This is a genomic window from Roseobacter sp. MED193 (genome assembly GCF_000152965.1).
Classification (GTDB): Bacteria; Pseudomonadota; Alphaproteobacteria; order Rhodobacterales; family Rhodobacteraceae; genus Pseudophaeobacter.
In genome coordinates this window covers 2,793,727-2,813,678 of record NZ_CH902583.1, presented here as the reverse complement: position 1 = coordinate 2,813,678, position 19,952 = coordinate 2,793,727, and the positions used below count along the sequence as shown (strand labels likewise).

Sequence of the window (19,952 nt, the reverse complement as noted above, 5' to 3'; positions counted from 1 at the left end):
CTGCTCCCCGGCCTCAGCCGTTTAGTTTTTTGGATTTCTTGATCAGCATGTCGCGCTTTACCTTGCTCAGATGGTCAAAGAAGAGCTTGCCGTTCAAATGGTCAATCTGATGTTGAACGCTGGTGGCCTCGATACCGACAAAGTCGCGCTCGGTGATCTCGCCGTTTTCATCCATGTAGCGTACGGTAACTGCGCGCGGACGTTTGATCTTGGCCGAGACCCCCGGCAGATTTGGGCTGGCCTCTTCGTGTTCGCGCAGCTGGGTCGAGGCATGCAGCACCTCCGGATTTGCCATGCGCACAGCCTTGCCGCGTTCCCTGGAGCCATCCACCACTGCCAGACGCAGCATCACTCCGATCTGGTTGGCGCCGAGGCCAACGCCGGGCATGGCCTCCATTGTCTCAATCATATCAGTCCAGATCGCGCGGATCTCATCGGTGATTTCGCTCACCTCGGTGGCGGCAGTCCGCAGGCGTTTGTCGGGCCAGGGCAGGCAAGTACGGGCGGTCATGCGCGAGTCTCCAGACGGTTTTGATAGGTCGCTTCAGCCTCAGAGCGGGCCGCGGGTGTAAGGCGGTTAAGGGTCACCAGACCCTCAAGATGGTCGTATTCGTGCTGGATACAACGAGCCGCAAAACCATCAAAACTGCCTGACGTCCAGTTGCGGTCCTGATCCTGCCAGCGCAGAGAAACCGTTTTCGGGCGCGGCACCGAGGTAAGTACTCCGGGGATGGACAGGCAGCCCTCGTCGCCGCTTTCTAGATCTGCGCCAACAGACAGGAATTCGGGATTGATCATCACCAGAGGCGTCCCAGGCGCCTCTTTCCAGGTGGCATCCATCACAAACAGCCGTTTCAGTACGCCCACCTGTGGCGCGGCCAATCCGCGCCCCGGTGCCGCATACATGGTCTCAAACATATCTGCGATCAGCCTGGTCAGATCTTCCTCCCCCACCGGTGTGCAAAGAGTCGAGAGACCGGCATCAGGCCATTGCAGAATGGGGAGCAGCGCCATGGGTTCAGCCCCGCGCCCGCTCGCGTTTGAGCTTTTGCATCTTGCGCGTGATCATCTGCCGCTTCAGCGGTTTCAGGTAATCAATGAACAATTTGCCATCTAAATGATCGATCTCGTGCTGAACGCAGGTGGCCCAAAGCCCGTCAAAAGTCTCACGCTGCTGGTTGCCATTGCGATCAAGCCACTGCACCTCAACGTCGCGCGGACGGGTGACTTCGGCATATTGATCGGGGATCGACAGACAACCCTCTTCGTAGACATTGGTCTCCTCAGAGGAAGAAATGATCTCAGGGTTGAACATCACCAAGGGCTTGGGCTCCACGCCTTCCTCTTTTTCGCAGTCCAACACAATCAGACGTTCCATCACCCCGATCTGTGGCGCAGCCAGGCCAATACCCGGCGCGGCATACATGGTTTCCAGCATATCGTCGGCCAGCAGACGCAGCTTGTCCGACAGGTCCGCTACCGGAGCACAGATCTTTTTCAAACGGGGATCGGGATGGATCAGGATCGAATGTTTCATGAGGGATGATTTAGGCCATTGCCTCTGCCACTGCAACTGGCACGACAGCACTCCCTCCAGCTCATTTACGTCGTTTTCCACCCCATAGCCCCCTGTTCGCAAGCGCGCCCCCTTGCACGTCCCGGATTAGCCGCTAGCTTCGCTGGCAAACAAGCGGAGCACCCTCATGGATTTTGACAGCATCATCGACCGTCGCGGCACCCATTGCGCCAAATGGGACTTTATGGAGAGCCTCTATGGTGTCTCACCTGACACCGGACTGGCCATGTGGGTCGCCGATATGGATTTTGCCGTGCCCCCCATGGTGAGCGACAAAATGCGCGAAATGGCCGACCATGGAGTCTATGGCTATGTGAACTGCGATACGCCCTACAAGGATGCGATCCGCTGGTGGATGCAAAATCGCCATGGCTGGAGTGTCGACCCCGAGGCCATCTTTACCACCACCGGTCTGGTGAACGGGGTGGGCATGTGTCTGGACAGCTTTACTCAGCCGGGCGATGGCATCGTTTTGTTCACCCCGGTCTATCATGCCTTTGCCAAGGTCATTAACAATGCCGGGCGTCAGGTGGTGGAATGCGAGATGATCAATCGCGATGGCCGCTATGAAATGGACATGGATGCCTATGACGCGCAGATGACCGGCAAGGAAAAGATGGTCATTCTCTGCTCGCCCCATAACCCCGGTGGCCGTGTCTGGACCCAGGATGAACTACAGGCCGTGGCGGATTTCGCCAAACGCCATGATCTGATCCTGTTGTCGGATGAAATCCATCATGATCTGGTCTTTGATGGCGCGACCCACATCCCAATGCAAAACGCCGTGCCGGAAATCACTGATCGGCTCTTGATGCTTACCGCCCCGTCCAAGACCTTCAACTTTGCTGGGCTGCACACGGGGCAGGTGATCATTCCTGACCTGGATCTAAGGGAGAAATTTCAGCGCCGCATGCTGGCGCTGGCGCTGGCCCCAAATTCGGCCGGACAATTTGCCACGGCTGCGGTCTATTCCCCCGAGGGCGCCAAATGGGCGGATCAACTAATCGCCTATATTGATGGCAACCGGCAGGTCTTTGATGCCGCCATTGCAGATATTCCAGGCCTGAGCTCGATGAAACTGCAGGCCACCTATTTGTCCTGGATTGATTTCTCCGGCACTGGCATGAGCCGCGAAGAATTCACCAAACGGGTTGAACAGGACGCAGGCATTGCCGCCAATCATGGCACCACCTTTGGCACCGGAGGCGCGAGTTTCCTACGCTTCAACATGGGCACCCAGCGCAGTCGTGTCGTTGAGGCTGGCGAACGCTTGGCCAGAGCCTTTTCTGATCTGCAGTAGACGTCTTGCTGCGTAAATTGAAACGGGTCACGGGCGTCCTGATCGTGGCCTTTGCCCTAGGCTGGGCTTTGTGGGAGACCTATGCCCCCAAGCCCAGCCCTGTCAATCTGGCCGATCAGGTTGACAGGATCGACTATATCCTGATTGAAAAATCAAAACGCCGCCTGAGTGCTCATCGCAAGGGGCAGCAAGTTTTACAATACAGCATCGCGCTCGGTTTTGCGCCGATTGGCGACAAGAGCCGCGAAGGCGATGGGAAAACCCCAGAGGGCCTGTTCAAAATCAATCGCCGCAATTCCAACAGCAGCTTTCATCTCTCATTGGGAATCGACTATCCACGCCCCGAGGATATCGCTCGCGCTGAGGCACTAGGGCTTAATCCGGGTGGCGACATCTTTATCCATGGCCAGCCCAACAGGCTTGGCAATCATTTGATGCTGCCAGGGGACTGGACCGCTGGCTGCATCGCCATCAGCAATAGCGAAATGGTAGCCCTTTGGCGGCTCGCTGATCTGGGCACTGTGGTGGAGATCAGACCCTAGCAAGGGGGAGCAGCATCCAGGCCCACAGCAATCGAACAGACAGGAAGCATAGGAGGCTGGGACTTTGGGATAGATTCATGCTCGCCCCAAGGCTGTTCCACTGGGGATTTCCACTGGTAAGCCTGGCCTCAAAGGCGGCTTTCAGCACCCTCGTTGCCCAGCAGGCCAACCGGCGCGTTGGGCGGGCGGTAGAAGTCCAGCGGTGCAGTGTCGGCAGCGGCCGTTTCACGTTTGAACTCATAGCGCATTTCGCCGCCCTCTGCCTCGGAGGCAACGATCAGGCACTGGGACACATGGCGAGATCCGTCATAGATATCCACCAGCCCGCGCAGCTGTGGTACAAATTCCTCTTCTACTGAGAACCCGTTTTCCCAGGTCCGCAGGACGGGGAAATAGCCATCATCCACAGCCACCCGCAGGCGGCTTTTCTTTTTAAGGCCAGAAACGCGGGCGGCATCCAAGGCCTCTTGAACAGCTTTTGGCACATAGGTGGTCATGGCAGTGGCCCTTCTAGCAATCAATGGCACCGTGAGAATCGCAGGAAGGCAAGACCACAGGCTTTCCCCTTAGGGTGCCCGGTAAAGATATAAAATCAAGTGAACATTTTGAAACACCCCCGCCAGGTAGGGCCTGCAAGAAATCAATGGATACCGCAGACTCGCGCCACCACAAGGACGTGATGTGCAAAGATGCAGAGCAGCTGCGCGACAGCAAGGATAGGACCGGCGGCTCTCTCAGACTATTTACCTCCCAGCCCACAGCCGCCGACCAGCCAGCTAAGGAGAGACTTCAATGGGACTTTTGATTGACGGGATCTGGAAAGATCAATGGTACGACACCAAATCCACTGGCGGTGCATTCAAGCGCTCTGAGGCCCAGTTTCGCAACTGGATCACCGCAGACGGCAGCGCCGGGCCAACAGGTCAGGGCGGGTTCAAGGCCGAAAGCGGTCGATACCATCTCTATGTCTCATTGGCCTGCCCCTGGGCTCACCGGACCCTGATTTTCCGAGCCCTCAAGGGGTTGGAGGACCACATCTCGATTTCGGTGGTACACCCGGACATGTTGGGTGAAGGATGGACCTTTGAGCAAGACGAACATGGCGCCACCGGAGACCATTTGTTTGGCAGCAGCCATGCGCATCAGATCTACACCCGCGCTGATGCATCTTACACCGGCAGGGTCACCGTGCCGATCCTGTGGGATAAGACCCATGAGACCATCGTTTCAAACGAGAGCGCAGATATCATCCGCATGTTCAACTCTGCCTTTGACAGCATCACTGGCAACAGCTTGGATTTCTGGCCTGAGGAACTGCGCGAACCCATTGAGGCCGTGAACACGCGAATCTACGATACGGTCAACAACGGCGTCTACAAATGCGGGTTTGCCACCTCTCAGGAGGCCTATGACACCTCTGTGGGACCCTTGTTTGACTCTTTGGAGTGGCTGGAGGATCTGCTGTCGCAGCATCGCTATCTGATGGGCGCCCAGCTGACCGAGGCTGACTGGCGCCTCTTTACCACGTTGGTGCGGTTTGATCCGGTCTATCACCTGCATTTCAAATGCAACAAAAAGCGGATCATCGACTACCCCAACCTCTGGGGCTATTGCCGTGAGCTGTACCAATATCCCGGTGTTCACGCGAGTGTAGGAATGCAGCACATTGTGCGCCATTACCACTACAGCCATGATACCATTAACCCCTACCGCATTCTGCCGGTGAACCCTGATATCGACTGGATGGAACCCCACGGGCGCGGCTAATACGGCCTGTTGCCGCCTCGCTCTCAGCCTGCGCTGCTCAAGAACTACCACGTCAGAAGGCGAAGCCCGCTTGCCTTATCGCGGCCCCTGTTTCATAGGGGAAGACGCAATGCCCTTGGCATTGTTCGTGATAGCAGGTTGAGGCTTTTCCATGTCGGCAAGTGTTTCTGAAAGCCAGATTGAGACGGGCGCCACTCAGCGCGACCATGGCGGAAATCTAAGTGTGGCCATCCAGGTTTACGGTGGCGATCGCACCGATTGGATCGATCTCTCAACCGGGATCAATCCCGATCCCTATCCCCTACCAGAGTTTGACACTCTGGATTGGACTGCCCTACCGGATACCTCTGCCAATACCCAGCTTGAACAGGCTGCGCGAGAGTTTTGGAACATTCCCGCCGATGCTGCAGTTTTGCCGGCGCCGGGGGCCTCCGCGCTGATTGCGCTGTTGCCGGGGCTGGCGGATCCACGCTGGGTGCGGATCGAAACGCCGACCTATAATGAACATGCTGCCGCCTTTGCCAATCACGGCTGGTCCCTCACCGGCAGTGGCCCCGGCGAGGCCTGCGTTGCCGTGCATCCAAATAACCCAGATGGCCGACTGTGGCGTGCCGATGAGATTACCGCGCCCCTGAGCATCATTGATGAAAGCTTTTGCGATATTTGCCCCGATCAAAGCCTGATGGCTTTGACCTCCAGGCCTGGCGTGATTATCCTCAAAAGCTTTGGCAAGTTCTGGGGGCTGGCGGGGATGCGGTTGGGCTTTGCAATTGGCGATCCAGAGCTGATCCAGAGACTGGCAAATCTCCAGGGCCCCTGGGCGGTCTCTGGCCCCGCCTTAAAAGCCGGGACAGCAGCATTGCAAGATCCAGACTGGGCCAACTCTACCCGCCAGAGCCTTGCCCGCGATGCCCAACGGCTAGACCAATTGGCCATCTCGCGGGGGGCAGCCCTGGTTGGTGGCACCGATTTGTTCCGGCTCTATGAGGTCGACGACGCCGCACAATGGCAGGAGCGTCTCGCCAAGGCGCATATCTGGAGCCGCATCTTCCCCTACTCAAGAACATACATCCGCCTCGGACTGCCACCCCAAACCGGCTGGGAGCGGCTGGAGGCCGCCCTATGAGCACCGCCGAGATCCTGCTGCTCGCCCTCCTGCTAGATGCCACTATGGGAGAGCCAAACTGGCTCTGGTCGCGGCTTCCCCATCCAGCGGTCTTGATGGGCAAAGCCGTATCCTGGCTGGAGCGGCGTCTCAATACAGGCGGCGCCAGACGGGCAAAGGGCGTCCTGGCGATCACCCTGCTGACCTGCATCGGGCTAGGCCTTGGCTGGCTGCTGTCGCTCTTGGGCCCTCTTGCGGAGCTGCTGGTTGCTGCAATTCTTTTGGCCCAGCGCTCGCTGATCGAGCATCTGCGCGCCGTGGCACAGGGGCTGTCACAGTCACTGGAACAAGGACGTCATGCGGTTGCCATGATCGTCAGCCGCGACACTGCGCAAATGACCGGGCCACAGGTTGCCCGTTCCGCTATTGAGAGCGGGTCAGAGAATATGTCGGATGGGGTTGTCGCCCCCGCCTTCTGGTTTCTCGTGGCTGGGCTTCCCGGGCTGCTCGCCTATAAGATGATCAACACAGGCGACAGCATGATCGGCTATCGCACCCCGCGCTATGAGGCCTTTGGCTGGGCCACCGCGCGGCTGGATGACCTGGTCAATCTGATCCCAGCACGGCTGACCGGGCTGATGATTGCTTTGGTGGGGGCTGTGCTGCGCGACTGGCCTGCTATCGCACGGGACGCTGCCAAACACCGCTCGCCCAATGCAGGCTGGCCAGAGGCAGCCATGGCCCGTGCGCTGGAGCTATCGCTGGCCGGACCACGGTCCTATGATGGGGAAATGCGCGATTTTCCCTGGGTGAATGCCTCCGGTTCCAAAAGCAGCACAGGCCCCGCGATCCTGCGTTGCTGTGATGTTCTGTGGAGGGCCTGGAGCCTTGGCTTGGCACTGTTGGTTGCTTTTGCGCTCATCTTTTAGCACATACGATGTTTTAGAGCTTCATTAAGGACCGCCTTCCATGCGCCTATTGCCCCTCGCCTTTGCCGCCCTCATGATGCCAGCAACCGCTTTTGCCCAGTGTGGCGGCAGCTTTTCAGGCTTTGTAAAATCTCTTAAACAAGAAGCCCTGACTGCGGGCTATGACCGCACTACGGTCAACGGGTTTTTCAAGGGCGCGCGCCAGGACCCCAAGGTACTGCGCGCCGACCGCGCCCAGGGTGTGTTCCAAAAACCCTTTATCGAGTTTTCGCGCCGCTTGATCTCGCAGAGCCGCATCAATCGTGGCCGCTCCATGGCCGAGAAATACGACAGTACCTTCCGCCGGATTGAGACCACCTATGGTATTGATCGCGGTGTATTATTGGCATTCTGGGCCTTTGAAACCGACTACGGCAGTTTTCAGGGCGATTTCAACACCCGTGACGCACTGATCACCCTGGCCCACGATTGCCGCCGTCCCGAGCTGTTCCGGCCGCAAATTTTTGCCGCCCTAGAGCTGTACAAGCGCGGTAACTTTGACCCTGCGCGTACCACTGGTGCCTGGGCAGGCGAAATCGGCATGGTCCAGATGCTGCCGCAAGATATCCTCGACAATGGTGTCGATGCCGATGGCGATGGCCATGTCAGCCTCAAAACCTCCGCCCCGGATGCATTGATGTCTGGCGGCAAGATGCTGTCGCATCTGGGCTGGCAGGCCGGGCAGCCCTGGCTGCAGGAGGTCACAATTCCCGCCGGGCTCGACCTGTCCAAATCGGGCACCAATACCAAACTGTCGGTCAAGGACTGGCAGGCCCTGGGTCTGCGCGCCAAAGAGGGCAGGCTTGCTTCCGGCAATCTGAAGGCCTCCTTACTTTTGCCTCAGGGCCACAAGGGGCCCGCCTTCCTCGCCTATCCCAACTTTGATGTCTATTTTGAATGGAACCAGAGCTTTACCTATGTTCTGACCGCCGCCTATTTCGCCAATCGGCTCGAAGGTGCATCGGTCTACACCGCTGGGAAACCTGATCAAGGGCTGGCAGGTGCTCAGATGAAGCAACTGCAGCAGAAACTGCAACGCCTGGGCCATGATGTGGGCAAGATCGACGGCATTCTCGGGGCCAAGACACGGGCGGCAGTCCAACGTGAACAACAGCGCCTGGGCTTGCCCGCTGATGCCTGGCCAACGCCGACACTGCTCAACCGCCTATAGGCCAGACAGATCCTGAGCGCGAACAGAAAAAGGGGCATGATCCGTCATGCCCCTTGTTCAACTCTCTATTGTCCCCTCAGGCCTTGAAGGGCGCTCCTCAATAGTCGATGAGCTCTTCAAAATCCCCCATCAGACGTGACCAAAGGCCCACTGTGGTAGCAAAATCATCAGCGCTGATACCATCCTTACCCATGTAGAGATCCATCTCCAGCTTGGTCGATCCATTGTCAGCCACATAGGCGCGGACCCAGCGCTTTTCAGCATTGAAGTCATTAACGGTCTTCAGCCGGACGGATCCATCGGTGGCGTACCCCGAATAGAACTGGATGGAATCGCAGTTGGTATTGTCCTCACAGCCATAGTAGAAAATCGTGAATTCGCTGCCATAGTGTTCTACGTTCAGCTGCGGGTCACCGACATTATCTACCAGAACTTCAACGCTGGATCCTTCATCCAAGAAGAAACCTTCGATGCTGCTGGAATGTCTGGCGGTCAGGTTTTCCGCCTGCACGGCAACAGGGCTGATCGCAAGAGCGGCAACCGCAAAAAGTTTTGTCAGTTTCATAATTTCCTCCAATTTTTTTGTTCCAATGCTGTTCCGGGCCACACTTCATCATCAGACCCTGATCACCAACACCTAACTACGAAGACGCCCCCCCGGCAAGCAAGAGGAAGATTTTGACCGGTTTTCCCCATAACCTAGAATAGGCTGCGCGAAACACATAGGCTAGTCTTGCGCATTTTTCTCCTATGCCACAAGCGCTTCTGCTTTCTTCAGGTCAACTGAGACCAGCTGGCTGACCCCCTTTTCCTGCATTGTAACTCCAAACAGCCGATCCATTCTTGCCATGGTCACCGCATGGTGGGTGATGATCAAAAACCGTGTGTCCGTTTGGCGACACATCTCGTCCAGCAGGTCACAAAAGCGGGTGACATTGGCATCATCCAGCGGTGCGTCCACCTCATCCAGCACACAGATCGGTGCAGGATTGGACAAAAATACCGCAAAGATCAGCGCCATCGCGGTAAGTGTCTGCTCCCCCCCGGACAGCAGCGAAAGGGTCGAGAGCTTCTTGCCCGGTGGCTGGCACATGATCTCCAGCCCGGCATCCAGCGGATCATCGCTTTCGACCATCACCAGATTGGCCTCGCCGCCGCCAAACAGATGGGTAAAGAGATTGGCAAAGCTGGCATTCACTTCCTCAAACGCGGTCAGCAGCCGTTCACGCCCTTCGCGGTTCAGACTGGCAATACCGCTGCGCAGTGTCTTGATAGCCTCTTCCAGATCAGACTTCTCCGAGACCAGCTCGTCATGCTCAGTCTGGATCTCGCGGGCGTCTTCTTCGGCCCGCAGGTTCACCGCACCCAGGGCATCCCGCTGCCGCTTGTGCCGGTTGACCTCCGCCTCCAACTCTTCGGCTGCGGGCATCTGATCGGGGCTCACCTCCAGCTGTTCCAGTAGCACCTGTGGGCTGCAGTTCTGGTCGTCGCTGATCCGCTCTGCCGCATGGGTCACAGTTTCACGGGCCGCCTCACAAATCGCCTCAGAGCGCGCCCTGGCCTCGCGCCCTTCCGAGGCCAGGCGTTCAGAGTCCCGCTCAATCTGCACCAACTCCCGCAGGGCTGCCTCTGCCGCAATCAGAGCCTCCGAAGCCGTAGTCTTGCGGTTTTCGGCATCTTCAATCGCCTCGTTCAGCTCTTCGCGTTTCTCCGCGATCTCCGTCGGCACCGCATGGGCCTCTTCCAATTCTTCCTGCGAGGCTTCACGGCGTTCCGCCAGTTCTTCAATACGACGTTCGGCGGTTTCCAACCGATGACGCCAGCCCGATAGTTCCTTGGTCACCTGCTGGGCGCGTTTGGTTCGGGCTTCGCCTTCCCGGCGCAACTCATCATGGGCCGAGCGATGGGTGAGCATGGTAATTCGGGCGGCCTCGACCCCCTGTTTGATGTCTTCAACCCCAGCACGCGCGGCATCGAGATCCCCGAGATCCGCCTGAGACTTCTCTGCCTCTGCCAGCTGTAACCGGGCGTTCATCGCATCCTCACTATGACGCGCCACCGCAATGCCCAGGGTTTCCAGTTTTCCCTCAGCCAGGTTGCGTTCGGCCTCGGCGCGACTCAGCGCACGGGCGGCATCCGCCACGCGCTGGTCCGCAAGTCGACGCGCCTGTCGAGCGTTCTGATCCGCCTGTGTCACCTCATCCAGACGACGAACAAGCGTTTCATGGGCCGCCCGCGTCCCTTCTGCCCTGGCGCTTACCCGCTCCAGCTCTTGCTTCAGCGCCTCCAGCCGGTTCAATTGTTCCAGCCGCAACGCTGCTGCACTAGGGGCATCCTCGGCCCAGGCACGATAGCCATCCCAACGCCAGATATCCCCCTCCAGGGTTACCAGCCGCTGTCCTGGTTGCAACTCGGCCTGCAATCCGCGCGCTGTATCACCGTCTACCAGACCAATCTGGCCAATCCGCCGCGCCAAGGCCTCAGGACCGGACACATGTTTTGCCAGGGGTTCCACTCCGTCCGGCAGCGGCACATCACGGGTATAGCCAGGCAGGGTCAGCCAGCCCGTCGGCCCATCCACTGCAGCCAAAGGCGCCCGCAGGTCATCCGCCAGAGCCGCCCCCAGCGCCTTCTCGTAACCCGGCGCCACGCTCAGCTCATCGAGGATCTGGCCACTTTCAGCGGTATCGCGCTCCAGCAGCTTGGCAAGCGCAGTGACTTCAGCGCGGATCGCCCCCAGCTCACCCTCCGCCTCAGAACGCTGTGCCCGTGCAGCGGATTCCAAAGACTGCGTTTCAGTACGAGTCTCATCCGCCGCAGCCAAGGCCTCCTCGGCCATCTCAACCGCCTCGCGGGCCTCTTCCTCGGTCGCCTGTGCGGCCTCAAAAGCTTCTCCGGCCAGCTCAAGCGCTTCGCTGGCTTGATTCTGTGCCAGCTGCGCCGCCTCTCCTTCGCCTTCAGACCGTGCCAGAGTGCGCTTGCAATCCTCAACCAGACGTAGCGCCGATTGATATCGTGCCGAGAGACGTGCCACATCCTCGGTCAACTGGGTCAAGTGGTCTTCGCGGGCCTCCAAGATCTTTGCCGCTTCCCGCGCCAATTCCCCCGCTTCGCTTAATCGATCCTCATGACCATCGCTGGCCTTTGCCAGTTCCTTTTGCTCCCAGTCGAGCCGCTCGATGGTTTCCCCAGCATCCCGGTTAAGCCCCCCTTCACGCTCAATATCATTGCCCAGTTGCTGAATCCGGCTCACCAATTGTTCTATGGCCTGACGCGCCTGGGCTTCTTGATCGCCAAGTGAATCGCGCTGCACCACCAGGCGCTGCAGAACAGCCGCGGCAATGGCCTCTTCTTCACGTAACGGCGGCAGGCCTTCTTCGGCCTCGGCGCGGTTCGCCGCTGCAGCGCGTGACAGAGCCTCGCCTTTGGCCGCCTGGGTCAGACGAATGCTCAGGTCCTGCTCTGCACTCAACCGCGCATCATCGGCCTCGCGCCAGCGCCGATACAGCAGCATCCCCTCCGCCATTCTCAGCTTTTCGCCGATATCACGGTAGCGCTGCGCTTGGCGCGCCTGGCGCGCCAATTGCCCCAACTGCCCTGCCAACTGCTCAACCACATCATCCACCCGAAGCAAATTCTGTTCGGTATTCTTCAGCTTCAGCTCTGCCTCATGGCGCCGCTGATACAGGCCGGAAATACCCGCCGCCTCTTCCAGGATGCGACGGCGCGCCTTGGGCTTGGCGTTGATCAGCTCCGAGATCTGCCCCTGCCGCACCAGTGCCGGAGAATGCGCCCCCGTCGAGGCATCGGCAAAAAGCATCTGCACATCGCGCGCCCGCACATCCTTACCGTTTGATTTATAGGCGCTGCCCACATCCCGGGTGATCCGACGTACAATTTCCAGCTGATCCGCCTCATTGAACCCAGAGGGTGCCAATCGATCTGAGTTATCAATCAGCAGGTTCACCTCGGCGAAATTGCGCGCCGAACGTGAGGTCGTGCCCGCAAAGATCACATCTTCCATGCCGCCACCGCGCATGGCCTTCGCACGGGTTTCTCCCATCACCCAGCGCAACGCCTCCAGCAAATTAGACTTGCCACAGCCATTGGGCCCGACCACGCCGGTCAAACCGTCCCCGATGATCAGATCGGTCGGGTCCACAAAGCTTTTGAAGCCGTTGAGCCTGAGTTTTGAAAAGCGCAAATTCGCCCCTGAGTGATTCTTATTGGGACAGAGTCCAGCAGCTTCCTACAGATTCTGTCAACGCAAACAGCGCCAGCGCGGGCAGCTCACCGCCCCTCCTGAAGCATATCTTGTGGATAACTCACCCAGCTCGCAAATACCGCCAGACCTCGCTTTCACCTTTCCCAAAATATTTCGGGGTGAATGTGTCGTAGACACAGAGGGGCTGGCCCCTCCTCCGCACTCTCCAACAGGGGAAAACTCTCTCTCACCCTCCAAAAGCGGGGCAATTCAACACTCCAATCATCAGCGCCTGATCCCCCAAAACCCCCGTGACCCTGCAACCGCTGACCTCTGCCATGGCCTGTGCCGCCTGCGCCCTCAACGGGCCCAGACGCGGCGCATATTGCGGATTGATCCGGGTGGCTTCAGCCAGGTTTCCCTTCACCCGGACTTCAAAAACACTCATACCAACCGTCACCTGCTCGATCTCAGTCTCAGCAAAATACCCCCGCGAGGCTGTGCAGGCCGAAAGTGGTACAAACAGAGATAAAACCAAATATCGCATAGTCTCGCCAGCATCTCGCAATTCTGACGTGAAATCCAGTTAAACCACCCCCCCCTAAAGGGCAGAACTAAGTCCGCGCACCTTGTTTCAGTAACCGTCCTAACCGTTCAATACCCGTTCTGATCTCGGCTTCATCCAGCACCGAAAAACTCAACCTCAGCGTATTGCAGCCATCGCCATCGGCAAAAAAGGCCTGGCCAGGAACAAAAGCGATGTTTTCTTGTTCCAAGGCCCGCGTCAGGACCTCAGCGGTGTCGACCTGTTTGGGCAACGTCAGCCAAACAAACATGCCGCCCTTGGGTCTGGTCCAGCTCACCCCGTCCGGCATAAACGCCTCCAAGGCAGCAAGCATCGCATCACGACGGGCCCCATAGGCTAGGCGCAGCCCCGCGACATGCTGGTCAAAACAGTCCTGCGCCACCTGATGGACCGCCATCTGGTTGAGGGTCGGCGAATGCAGATCTGCGGCCTGTTTCATCAGAACCATTTGTGCGATCACCGGCTTTGCGGCGACAACCCACCCCATACGCAGCCCCGGCGACAGGGTTTTGGAGAACGATCCGCAATAGATCGTCTGGCAATCCTCAATGCTTCCCTTCCGCGCTATCTCCAGCGCTAGAATGGGCGGGATCGCTTCTCCCTCATAGCGCAACGCTTGATAGGCACCATCCTCGATCACGGCACAGTCCAGCTCCTCCGCAAGGTCAAGCAGTGTCTCGCGGCCCGTCAAGGACAGGGTTTCTCCGGTTGGATTGGAAAAGTCCGGCGAGAGGTAGGCAAATTTTACGCGGCTGTTTGCCTCTGCTGCAGCCTCCCGATAACTCGCAGGGGAGCGGTTGCCTCCTGGGTTCAGCTGGTCATAGCGAGGTTCATAGGCATTAAAGGCCGCCAGCGCACCAAGATAGGTGGGCCAGCCCACAAGTGCCGTGTCGTTCGGGGAGAGGAACAGCTTACCCAGATAGTCGAGCGCCTGCTGTGAACCAGAGGTGATCAGGATGTTGTCCACATCGCAGGCCACGCCCATGCGCGCCATTTCGCCTCTGATCCACTGGCGCAGAGGCAGGTAGCCTTCGCTAATCGAATATTGCAGCGCCTCCGCCTGTTCCTGTGGCCGCAGGGCGGCCTGAAAGGCTGCGGAAAACTCAGCAGCCGGAAACAAATCTGGATCCGGAATGCCCCCGGCAAAGGACAGAAGCCCTGGCCGATTCAGCAGCTTCAACAACTCCCGAATTTCGGAAGCTTTCATACGGTGGGTCCGGGTGGCAAAGAGTTGCTCTAGCAACATCGGCGACCTCCTTTCAGTTCAAGGTTGGATGGGAAGGTAGAAAAGTTGCGATTATAGTCAACACTTCTGACCTATTATTTCAACAGAAGTGATCAACCTTTGCACTTCCTGCTTCAGCCCTTGTGCGCTTGCACCTGGCGCGGTCATATGTTTTTACCAATTGGGCAGATCCTGCGCCCTGTTCAAAGTTCAGTGAAGAGGCCCCCATGCCGTTTCAAAAAGTTCAGCCCGAGAAACTCTCCGCCTCAGTGGTGCGCCAGATCGAACAGCTGATCCTGCGGGGCATCCTCTCCCCTGGTGAGCGCTTGCCCTCAGAGAGGGAGCTGGCGGAACGGCTGGGTGTTTCGCGGCCCTCCCTGCGCGATGCCATTGCTGAGCTGCAAGAGGGCGGCTTGCTCACAGCCAAGGCGGGCTCGGGGATCTTTGTTGCCGACGTACTGGGCTCTGCCTTCTCGCCCGCCCTGATCCGGCTCTTTGCCCGCCATGACGAGGCGGTGTTTGACTACCTCAGTTTCCGCCGCGACATGGAGGGGCTCGCCGCCGAGCGCGCAGCCCAGTTTGGCTCCGATGCCGATCTCAAGCTGATCCAGACGATTTTTGACAAGATGGTCGCGGCGGGTGACCCTTCGGTGTCGGATGAGGCAGCCAGTCTGGACGCGCAGTTCCATTCCGCCATCATGGACGCCAGCCACAATGTGGTGATGCTGCATATGATGCGCTCGATGTTTGACCTGCTGCATGAGGGCGTGTTCTACAACCGCCGCATCATGTTCAGCCGCCACACCACCTATGAAGTGCTTCTCGCCCAACACAGTGCCATCAATGCTGCGCTACAGGCGCGCGATCCCAAGGCTGCCCGCACAGCCGTTGAGGCGCACCTGGACTATGTGAAACAGTCTCTGATCGACCACCAGCGTACAGAACGCAACGCCGAGATCGCGCAGCAGAGGCTGGAGCATGAGAGCGGCAAAAGGTAATACGCCTGACGGCGCTCAATCCCTCATATCGTGCTCCGCAACGCGTATCCGTTTTAAGTCCGCAATAGCGATCACCACGCATCCCATTTAGGACCCCAGTACAGAAATTCTGGCCCTACAGGCCATTGCCAATGGTCCCCTTGTGATCTGTTTCACGTCGGCTGACGTAATCTTCAGGATTAGCGGCTAAAGGTGGATGGGACGTGCAAGTTGTTTGGTTCAAACGAGATCTGCGGTGTTCGGATCATGCGGCCTTGACACGCGCGGCACAAGTAGGGCCGGTTTTGCCGCTCTATGTTGTTGAGCCTGATCTTTGGCAGCAGCCTGACGCATCGCACCGTCAGTGGTGTTTTGTAGCGGAAACCCTGGCAGAACTGCGGGATGATCTCAAGCTGAGGGGCCAACCACTGGTGGTCCGCCAGGGCTCGGTGGTTGAGATCCTAGAAGGCTTGATGCGGCAGGGCAGGCTCTCAGCACTATGGTCGCATGAGGAATCCGGCAATGGCTGGACCTTCCAGCGGGATTGTCGGGTTGCGGCCTGGTGCCGCGACAATGGGATTCCGTGGCACGAGCTTCAGAACCATGGAGTTTGGCGGAGGCTTCAGTCTCGCGACGGTTGGGCTAAGCGTTGGGATCGATTGATGGCGCAACCCTGCGCCTCTGCTCCGCAGCTCGCCCCAGTCGACATCGTGCCAGGGTCCATACCTACAGCGCGGGATCTTGGCCTTGGCTCAGATGTCAGCCCAGGGCGGCAGTCCGGGGGCCGGGGTGCTGGGTTGGAGCGGCTGGAGAGCTTTCTCAACCAACGTGGTGAACACTATCAGCGCGCCATGTCCAGCCCGCTTGAGGGCACCTCCGCCTGTTCGCGGCTCTCGCCCTATTTGGCCTGGGGCGCGGTTTCGATGCGTGAAGTAGCGCAGGCGAATGCGGCACGCCAACGTGCCCTGCTTCCCGCTGAGAAAAGCTGGCGAAAATCCCTACGCTCCTTCTCAGGCCGATTGCACTGGCATTGCCACTTCATCCAGAAGATTGAAGACGAGCCGCGTATCGAGTTCGAAAATCTCCACCGGCTCATGGATGATCTTCGCCCCAAAACGCCGGACGCCGCACGGCTGCAGGCATGGGAAAAAGGTGAAACCGGCTATCCGTTTTTGGATGCCTGCATGCGGTGCCTCCGCTCCACTGGTTGGCTAAATTTCCGCATGCGTGCCATGCTTATGGCTGTAGCGGCTTATCACCTGTGGCTCGACTGGCGCGCACCCGGTCAGCATTTGGCCCGCATGTTCACCGACTATGAACCTGGTATTCACTGGAGCCAGGTACAGATGCAATCCGGCACCACGGGCATCAACACAGTACGGATCTATAACCCGGTCAAGCAGGGATTTGATCAAGATCCAACGGGTATTTTCATACGTATTTGGCTACCGGAACTGGCGCAGATACCCGATAGGCACCTCCATGAACCATGGGCGGCGGACAACTCCGCAGAGGTGATCGGCCGCCATTACCCAGAGCGCATTTTTGATCATATGGCAGCCGCAAAAGCTGCACGCGAAAAGATATGGGAGGTTCGGCGTCGCCCAGATTTTCGCACCCAGGCTGATGTGATCGCGGCCAAACATGCCAGCCGGAAAAACCGATCCAGACGTAAGACGCCTTCACCAAAGGGCTCCGCCCAACTGGACCTGCCATTTGGAGAGACCTCGTGAAACACAAAATGAAATCGGATTTGCCGCAAAAAATCTGTCCCGTTTGTCGTCGCCCCTTTGTCTGGCGCAAGAAGTGGTCAAAGGTCTGGGACGAGGTGAAATATTGCTCTCGGCGCTGCAGCGGCGGCGCATGACAGAACCGTTTCCTGATTTCAAAGATCCAGTTGAACCTATTGGTCTAGCGCCACACCGAACCGGGGGGCTTCATCGGTTGGGGCGCTTCGCCTCTCGCACTGGGCGACATTATGCACGGACAAGGAACCACAATTTCGGCGCGGAGCGGCGGAGCAATGTCTCCGCACTCATACCAGGGCTGCAGCATCGGCTGGCCTCATTCGAGAGACTGGAACGCGATCCAGCGAAGAATGCCCGCCACCGCGACGCAATAGCGGGCAATGCGGGGATCACTCAAAAGAGGGTCATCCGCCCTTATGGCCGACTGACCTGCCCCCATGCCAAGGATGGTTTTTGGGGGCTCAAGAAAACGACCCCTGCCATCCTTTGGGACCTAAATCTGACCCGAGCAGAGGGAACTCCCCATGGTTAAAGCCGCCCTTGTGTTGCCAAATCAGCTATTTGCCGACCACCCAGCTCTTCTGGACCCTGTAAGGGATGTTGTTCTCTTCGAAGACCCGCTCTTCTTTGGTGACCCACAATATCCGGCGAGGATGCACCGTCAGAAGCTGTGGCTTCACCGGGCCAGCATGGCGCATTATCAACAAGCACTGGTGAAACTGGGGCTGAACGCAAAAATCATACCCTATGACCCGCAAAATGGTGCCTGCCAGCGACTGTTCCAAAATCTGAAGGAGCAAGGGATTACAACTATGGTCATGGCCGATCCAGTCGATTTTATTGCTGAACAGCGCATTCAGGAGTCAGCCGATGCCACAGGCATCAAACTTGAAGTCCTGCCCTCTCCCGGATTTCTGAACAGCCCGGAGCATAATCATGAATGGTACAGAGGCCGCAAACGTTGGCTCATGGCAGAGTTCTACAAAGCCCAACGCCGCCGCTTAGATGTGTTGATGGAGAATGACAAACCCCTAGGTGGAAAATGGAGCCTCGACACAGAGAACCGTAAGAAGGTGCCAAAGGCATTGTTAGAGAACTTGCCCTTGATCGAATGGCCCGTTCATGACGACATCGATGCGGTTGCGAAGGCGCGTGTTCTTTCCGAATTTCCACACACGATAGGCAGCTTGGAACAGCTCTATTATCCGACCACACAGGCCTCTGCTGCGGCTTGGTTTGATCAGTTCCTCAGGCAGCGATTTGACCGATTTGGCGATTTTGAGGATGCCATTGTCGCGGGTGAAAGTTGGCTCTGGCATGCCATGCTAACCCCAGTGTTGAATATCGGGTTGCTCACCCCGCGTCAGGTGTTGGATACCACTCTGGCTTATGCAGAACGCAAGGATATTCCTCTGAATTCGCTGGAGGGTTTTCTCCGTCAAATCATCGGTTGGCGGGAATTCATGCGCGCCACCTACGCAGACCTTGGGGTCACCATGCGGCAAACAAACCACTGGGGTCACCACCGCCCCATGCCCAAGTCCTTCTATAGCGGCACAACCGGCATTGCCCCCCTAGACGACACCATCCAACGCGTGCTCGCGACCGGCTATTGCCACCATATTGAGCGGTTGATGGTGCTCGGGGGCTTCATGTTCCTGTGCGAAATTGACCCCGACGCGGTTTACCGCTGGTTCATGGAGATGTTCGTGGACAGTTATGATTGGGTCATGGTTCCCAATGTTTACGCCATGAGCCAGCATGCCGATGGCGGGTTAATCACCACCAAACCTTATTTCTCCGGCTCAAACTATATCCGAAAAATGAGCCATTGGGACAAAGGGCCTTGGGCAGAGGTCTGGGACGGGTTGTATTGGCGGTTCATCTTCAAGCATTCTGGCGCACTCGCGACGAACCCGCGTTGGGCCATGATGTGCCGGACCGCTGCGCGCATGACGCCTGAAAGCAAAAACCACCATCTAACGATCGCCGAAGACTTTCTGAAACACCTGAGCTGAGCAATGCCAAAACTCAAAGGACTGCGCGCTCCCCGACCCAAAGGCTGAGCTAAACCTGAGCGAAGTACAATATCCTTAGCCCCGCCACAGTTCAGCAATCTCTCCCAATGAGCTTGCGAAACGAAAGCTTCAACTTTGCACAAAAAACCCGGCCACTGGGGCCGGGTTCTTTAACTTTAACATACAGAGATCTGTATTCGATCAGTGCAGCTTGTCATTGACGTCGGTGATCGCGGCGTCGATCAGCTTGTTGGCCTCAGTTGCAGTCATCTGCTTGGCGATCACTTGATCTGCCGCAGCAACCGCGATGGAGATCGCCTGATCGCGGACTTCTTTCACAGCCGAAGCTTCAGCAGAGGCGATCTGCTCTTCCGCAGCGGCCAAACGACGGGCAATGGATTGCTCCAATTCCGATTTGGCCTCTTCGGCAGCGGCAGCTGCATCTTCACGGGCCGAAGCCACGATGCGATCCGCCTGAGCCTGAACTTCCTGCTGCTTGCGCTCATAAGAGGCCAGAATGGTCTGGGCTTCTTCCCGCAGGGCGCGGGCTTCGTCCAGCTCTTTCTGGATACCTTCGGCGCGGGCGTCCAACTGGCCACCCAGCAGGCTTGGTACTTTTACGAAGAGCAAAATACCAACGAACAGAAGGAAGCCGAGCAGAACAACAAAGTTGGTGTTGCTCATCGAAAAGAAAGGACCAGAAGCGGCGAAGGCCGGGCTTGTGGCTCCAAGGGTGAGGGCAATTGCCAGAACTGTGCGCATGTC

The 19,952-nt window shown here is 58.0% G+C and carries 19 protein-coding genes; 10 read left to right on the top strand and 9 right to left on the bottom strand.

Annotated elements, in window-relative coordinates; all coding sequences use genetic code 11:
• Nucleotides 1–13 precede the first annotated feature (13 nt).
• From def (MED193_RS15810) to def (MED193_RS15800), 3 genes are read right to left on the bottom strand one after another with little or no spacing between them, the layout of a single operon-like run.
• A complete protein-coding gene (gene def, locus MED193_RS15810) occupies nucleotides 14–511 on the bottom strand; it encodes a peptide deformylase (protein ID WP_009810761.1) in 498 nt (165 codons plus the stop codon).
• A complete protein-coding gene (def, locus tag MED193_RS15805) occupies nucleotides 508–1,014 on the bottom strand; it encodes a peptide deformylase (RefSeq protein ID WP_009810760.1) in 507 nt (168 codons plus the stop codon). The genes def (MED193_RS15810) and def (MED193_RS15805) overlap by 4 nt, the downstream gene beginning before the upstream one ends.
• 4 nt (nucleotides 1,015–1,018) lie before the next feature.
• Nucleotides 1,019–1,537: a peptide deformylase gene (gene def, locus MED193_RS15800; RefSeq protein WP_009810759.1), complete on the bottom strand. Its 519-nt coding sequence runs from the start codon at nucleotides 1,535–1,537 to the stop codon at nucleotides 1,019–1,021.
• A 166-nt stretch (nucleotides 1,538–1,703) separates the two neighbouring features.
• Here def (MED193_RS15800) and MED193_RS15795 point away from each other — a divergent pair, with 166 nt between their 5' ends.
• A complete protein-coding gene (locus tag MED193_RS15795; protein ID WP_009810758.1) occupies nucleotides 1,704–2,876 on the top strand; it encodes a MalY/PatB family protein in 1,173 nt (390 codons plus the stop codon).
• Nucleotides 2,877–2,881: 5 nt separating this feature from the next.
• Nucleotides 2,882–3,418, top strand: a complete 537-nt coding sequence (locus MED193_RS15790) for a murein L,D-transpeptidase family protein (protein ID WP_009810757.1) — start codon at nucleotides 2,882–2,884, stop codon at nucleotides 3,416–3,418.
• Nucleotides 3,419–3,546: 128 nt separating this feature from the next.
• On the opposite strand, the gene MED193_RS15785 is transcribed toward MED193_RS15790, so the two are convergent.
• Nucleotides 3,547–3,915 (bottom strand): hypothetical protein, encoded by a 369-nt coding sequence (locus MED193_RS15785; protein ID WP_009810756.1) that lies wholly within the window; start codon nucleotides 3,913–3,915, stop codon nucleotides 3,547–3,549.
• Nucleotides 3,916–4,210: 295 nt separating this feature from the next.
• On the opposite strand from MED193_RS15785, the gene MED193_RS15780 reads away from it, so the two are divergent.
• The 4 genes from MED193_RS15780 (at nucleotide 4,211) to MED193_RS15765 (ending at nucleotide 8,429) form a co-directional block, all read left to right on the top strand.
• Entirely contained in the window at nucleotides 4,211–5,185 is a 975-nt protein-coding gene (locus MED193_RS15780; protein ID WP_009810754.1) for a glutathione S-transferase family protein, read from the top strand.
• Between the two features lie 151 nt (nucleotides 5,186–5,336).
• A complete protein-coding gene (locus tag MED193_RS15775; RefSeq protein ID WP_009810753.1) occupies nucleotides 5,337–6,311 on the top strand; it encodes a threonine-phosphate decarboxylase in 975 nt (324 codons plus the stop codon).
• Nucleotides 6,308–7,219 carry an adenosylcobinamide-phosphate synthase CbiB gene (gene cbiB / locus MED193_RS15770; protein WP_009810752.1) on the top strand — a complete coding sequence of 304 codons (912 nt, stop codon included), beginning with the start codon at nucleotides 6,308–6,310 and terminating at the stop codon, nucleotides 7,217–7,219. The genes MED193_RS15775 and cbiB overlap by 4 nt, the downstream gene beginning before the upstream one ends.
• Nucleotides 7,220–7,259: 40 nt before the next feature.
• On the top strand, nucleotides 7,260–8,429 hold the full coding sequence (locus MED193_RS15765; RefSeq protein ID WP_009810751.1) for a lytic murein transglycosylase: 1,170 nt from the start codon (nucleotides 7,260–7,262) through the stop codon (nucleotides 8,427–8,429).
• 97 nt (nucleotides 8,430–8,526) lie between these two features.
• Here MED193_RS15765 and MED193_RS15760 read toward each other — a convergent pair whose 3' ends face one another.
• The 4 genes from MED193_RS15760 to MED193_RS15745 all read right to left on the bottom strand — a co-directional run bounded on the left by MED193_RS15760 (nucleotide 8,527) and on the right by MED193_RS15745 (nucleotide 14,465).
• Nucleotides 8,527–8,994 carry a YbjN domain-containing protein gene (locus tag MED193_RS15760; protein ID WP_009810750.1) on the bottom strand — a complete coding sequence of 156 codons (468 nt, stop codon included), beginning with the start codon at nucleotides 8,992–8,994 and terminating at the stop codon, nucleotides 8,527–8,529.
• Between the two features lie 183 nt (nucleotides 8,995–9,177).
• Complete coding sequence (locus tag MED193_RS15755; protein ID WP_009810749.1) at nucleotides 9,178–12,633, bottom strand: chromosome segregation SMC family protein; 3,456 nt, start codon at nucleotides 12,631–12,633, stop codon at nucleotides 9,178–9,180.
• A 247-nt stretch (nucleotides 12,634–12,880) separates the two neighbouring features.
• Entirely contained in the window at nucleotides 12,881–13,081 is a 201-nt protein-coding gene (locus tag MED193_RS15750; protein ID WP_254655460.1) for a hypothetical protein, read from the bottom strand.
• A 166-nt stretch (nucleotides 13,082–13,247) separates the two neighbouring features.
• Nucleotides 13,248–14,465: a PLP-dependent aminotransferase family protein gene (locus MED193_RS15745; RefSeq protein WP_009810747.1), complete on the bottom strand. Its 1,218-nt coding sequence runs from the start codon at nucleotides 14,463–14,465 to the stop codon at nucleotides 13,248–13,250.
• Between the two features lie 206 nt (nucleotides 14,466–14,671).
• Between MED193_RS15745 and MED193_RS15740 the strand changes: the two genes are divergently transcribed.
• From MED193_RS15740 to MED193_RS15730, 4 genes are all read left to right on the top strand, one after another.
• Nucleotides 14,672–15,442, top strand: coding sequence for a FadR/GntR family transcriptional regulator (locus MED193_RS15740; protein WP_039966267.1), 771 nt, complete (start codon nucleotides 14,672–14,674; stop codon nucleotides 15,440–15,442).
• A 203-nt stretch (nucleotides 15,443–15,645) separates the two neighbouring features.
• Nucleotides 15,646–17,154 (top strand): FAD-binding domain-containing protein, encoded by a 1,509-nt coding sequence (locus MED193_RS15735; protein ID WP_009810745.1) that lies wholly within the window; start codon nucleotides 15,646–15,648, stop codon nucleotides 17,152–17,154.
• 8 nt (nucleotides 17,155–17,162) lie between these two features.
• Nucleotides 17,163–17,288: a DUF2256 domain-containing protein gene (locus MED193_RS22625; RefSeq protein ID WP_009810744.1), complete on the top strand. Its 126-nt coding sequence runs from the start codon at nucleotides 17,163–17,165 to the stop codon at nucleotides 17,286–17,288.
• A 405-nt stretch (nucleotides 17,289–17,693) separates the two neighbouring features.
• Nucleotides 17,694–19,187 carry a cryptochrome/photolyase family protein gene (locus tag MED193_RS15730; RefSeq protein WP_009810743.1) on the top strand — a complete coding sequence of 498 codons (1,494 nt, stop codon included), beginning with the start codon at nucleotides 17,694–17,696 and terminating at the stop codon, nucleotides 19,185–19,187.
• A 201-nt stretch (nucleotides 19,188–19,388) separates the two neighbouring features.
• On the opposite strand, the gene MED193_RS15725 is transcribed toward MED193_RS15730, so the two are convergent.
• Nucleotides 19,389–19,949, bottom strand: a complete 561-nt coding sequence (locus MED193_RS15725; protein WP_009810742.1) for a F0F1 ATP synthase subunit B — start codon at nucleotides 19,947–19,949, stop codon at nucleotides 19,389–19,391.
• Nucleotides 19,950–19,952 lie beyond the last annotated feature (3 nt).

Coding starts and splice junctions, on each gene's coding strand:
- def (WP_009810761.1), bottom strand. CDS start 511: ATGACCGCCCGTACTTGCCTGCCCTGGCCCGACAAACGCCTGCGGACT.
- def (WP_009810760.1), bottom strand. CDS start 1,014: ATGGCGCTGCTCCCCATTCTGCAATGGCCTGATGCCGGTCTCTCGACT.
- def (WP_009810759.1), bottom strand. CDS start 1,537: ATGAAACATTCGATCCTGATCCATCCCGATCCCCGTTTGAAAAAGATC.
- MED193_RS15795 (WP_009810758.1), top strand. CDS start 1,704: ATGGATTTTGACAGCATCATCGACCGTCGCGGCACCCATTGCGCCAAA.
- MED193_RS15785 (WP_009810756.1), bottom strand. CDS start 3,915: ATGACCACCTATGTGCCAAAAGCTGTTCAAGAGGCCTTGGATGCCGCC.
- MED193_RS15780 (WP_009810754.1), top strand. CDS start 4,211: ATGGGACTTTTGATTGACGGGATCTGGAAAGATCAATGGTACGACACC.
- MED193_RS15775 (WP_009810753.1), top strand. CDS start 5,337: ATGTCGGCAAGTGTTTCTGAAAGCCAGATTGAGACGGGCGCCACTCAG.
- cbiB (WP_009810752.1), top strand. CDS start 6,308: ATGAGCACCGCCGAGATCCTGCTGCTCGCCCTCCTGCTAGATGCCACT.
- MED193_RS15765 (WP_009810751.1), top strand. CDS start 7,260: ATGCGCCTATTGCCCCTCGCCTTTGCCGCCCTCATGATGCCAGCAACC.
- MED193_RS15760 (WP_009810750.1), bottom strand. CDS start 8,994: ATGAAACTGACAAAACTTTTTGCGGTTGCCGCTCTTGCGATCAGCCCT.
- MED193_RS15750 (WP_254655460.1), bottom strand. CDS start 13,081: ATGAGTGTTTTTGAAGTCCGGGTGAAGGGAAACCTGGCTGAAGCCACC.
- MED193_RS15745 (WP_009810747.1), bottom strand. CDS start 14,465: ATGTTGCTAGAGCAACTCTTTGCCACCCGGACCCACCGTATGAAAGCT.
- MED193_RS15740 (WP_039966267.1), top strand. CDS start 14,672: ATGCCGTTTCAAAAAGTTCAGCCCGAGAAACTCTCCGCCTCAGTGGTG.
- MED193_RS22625 (WP_009810744.1), top strand. CDS start 17,163: ATGAAATCGGATTTGCCGCAAAAAATCTGTCCCGTTTGTCGTCGCCCC.
- MED193_RS15730 (WP_009810743.1), top strand. CDS start 17,694: ATGGTTAAAGCCGCCCTTGTGTTGCCAAATCAGCTATTTGCCGACCAC.
- MED193_RS15725 (WP_009810742.1), bottom strand. CDS start 19,949: ATGCGCACAGTTCTGGCAATTGCCCTCACCCTTGGAGCCACAAGCCCG.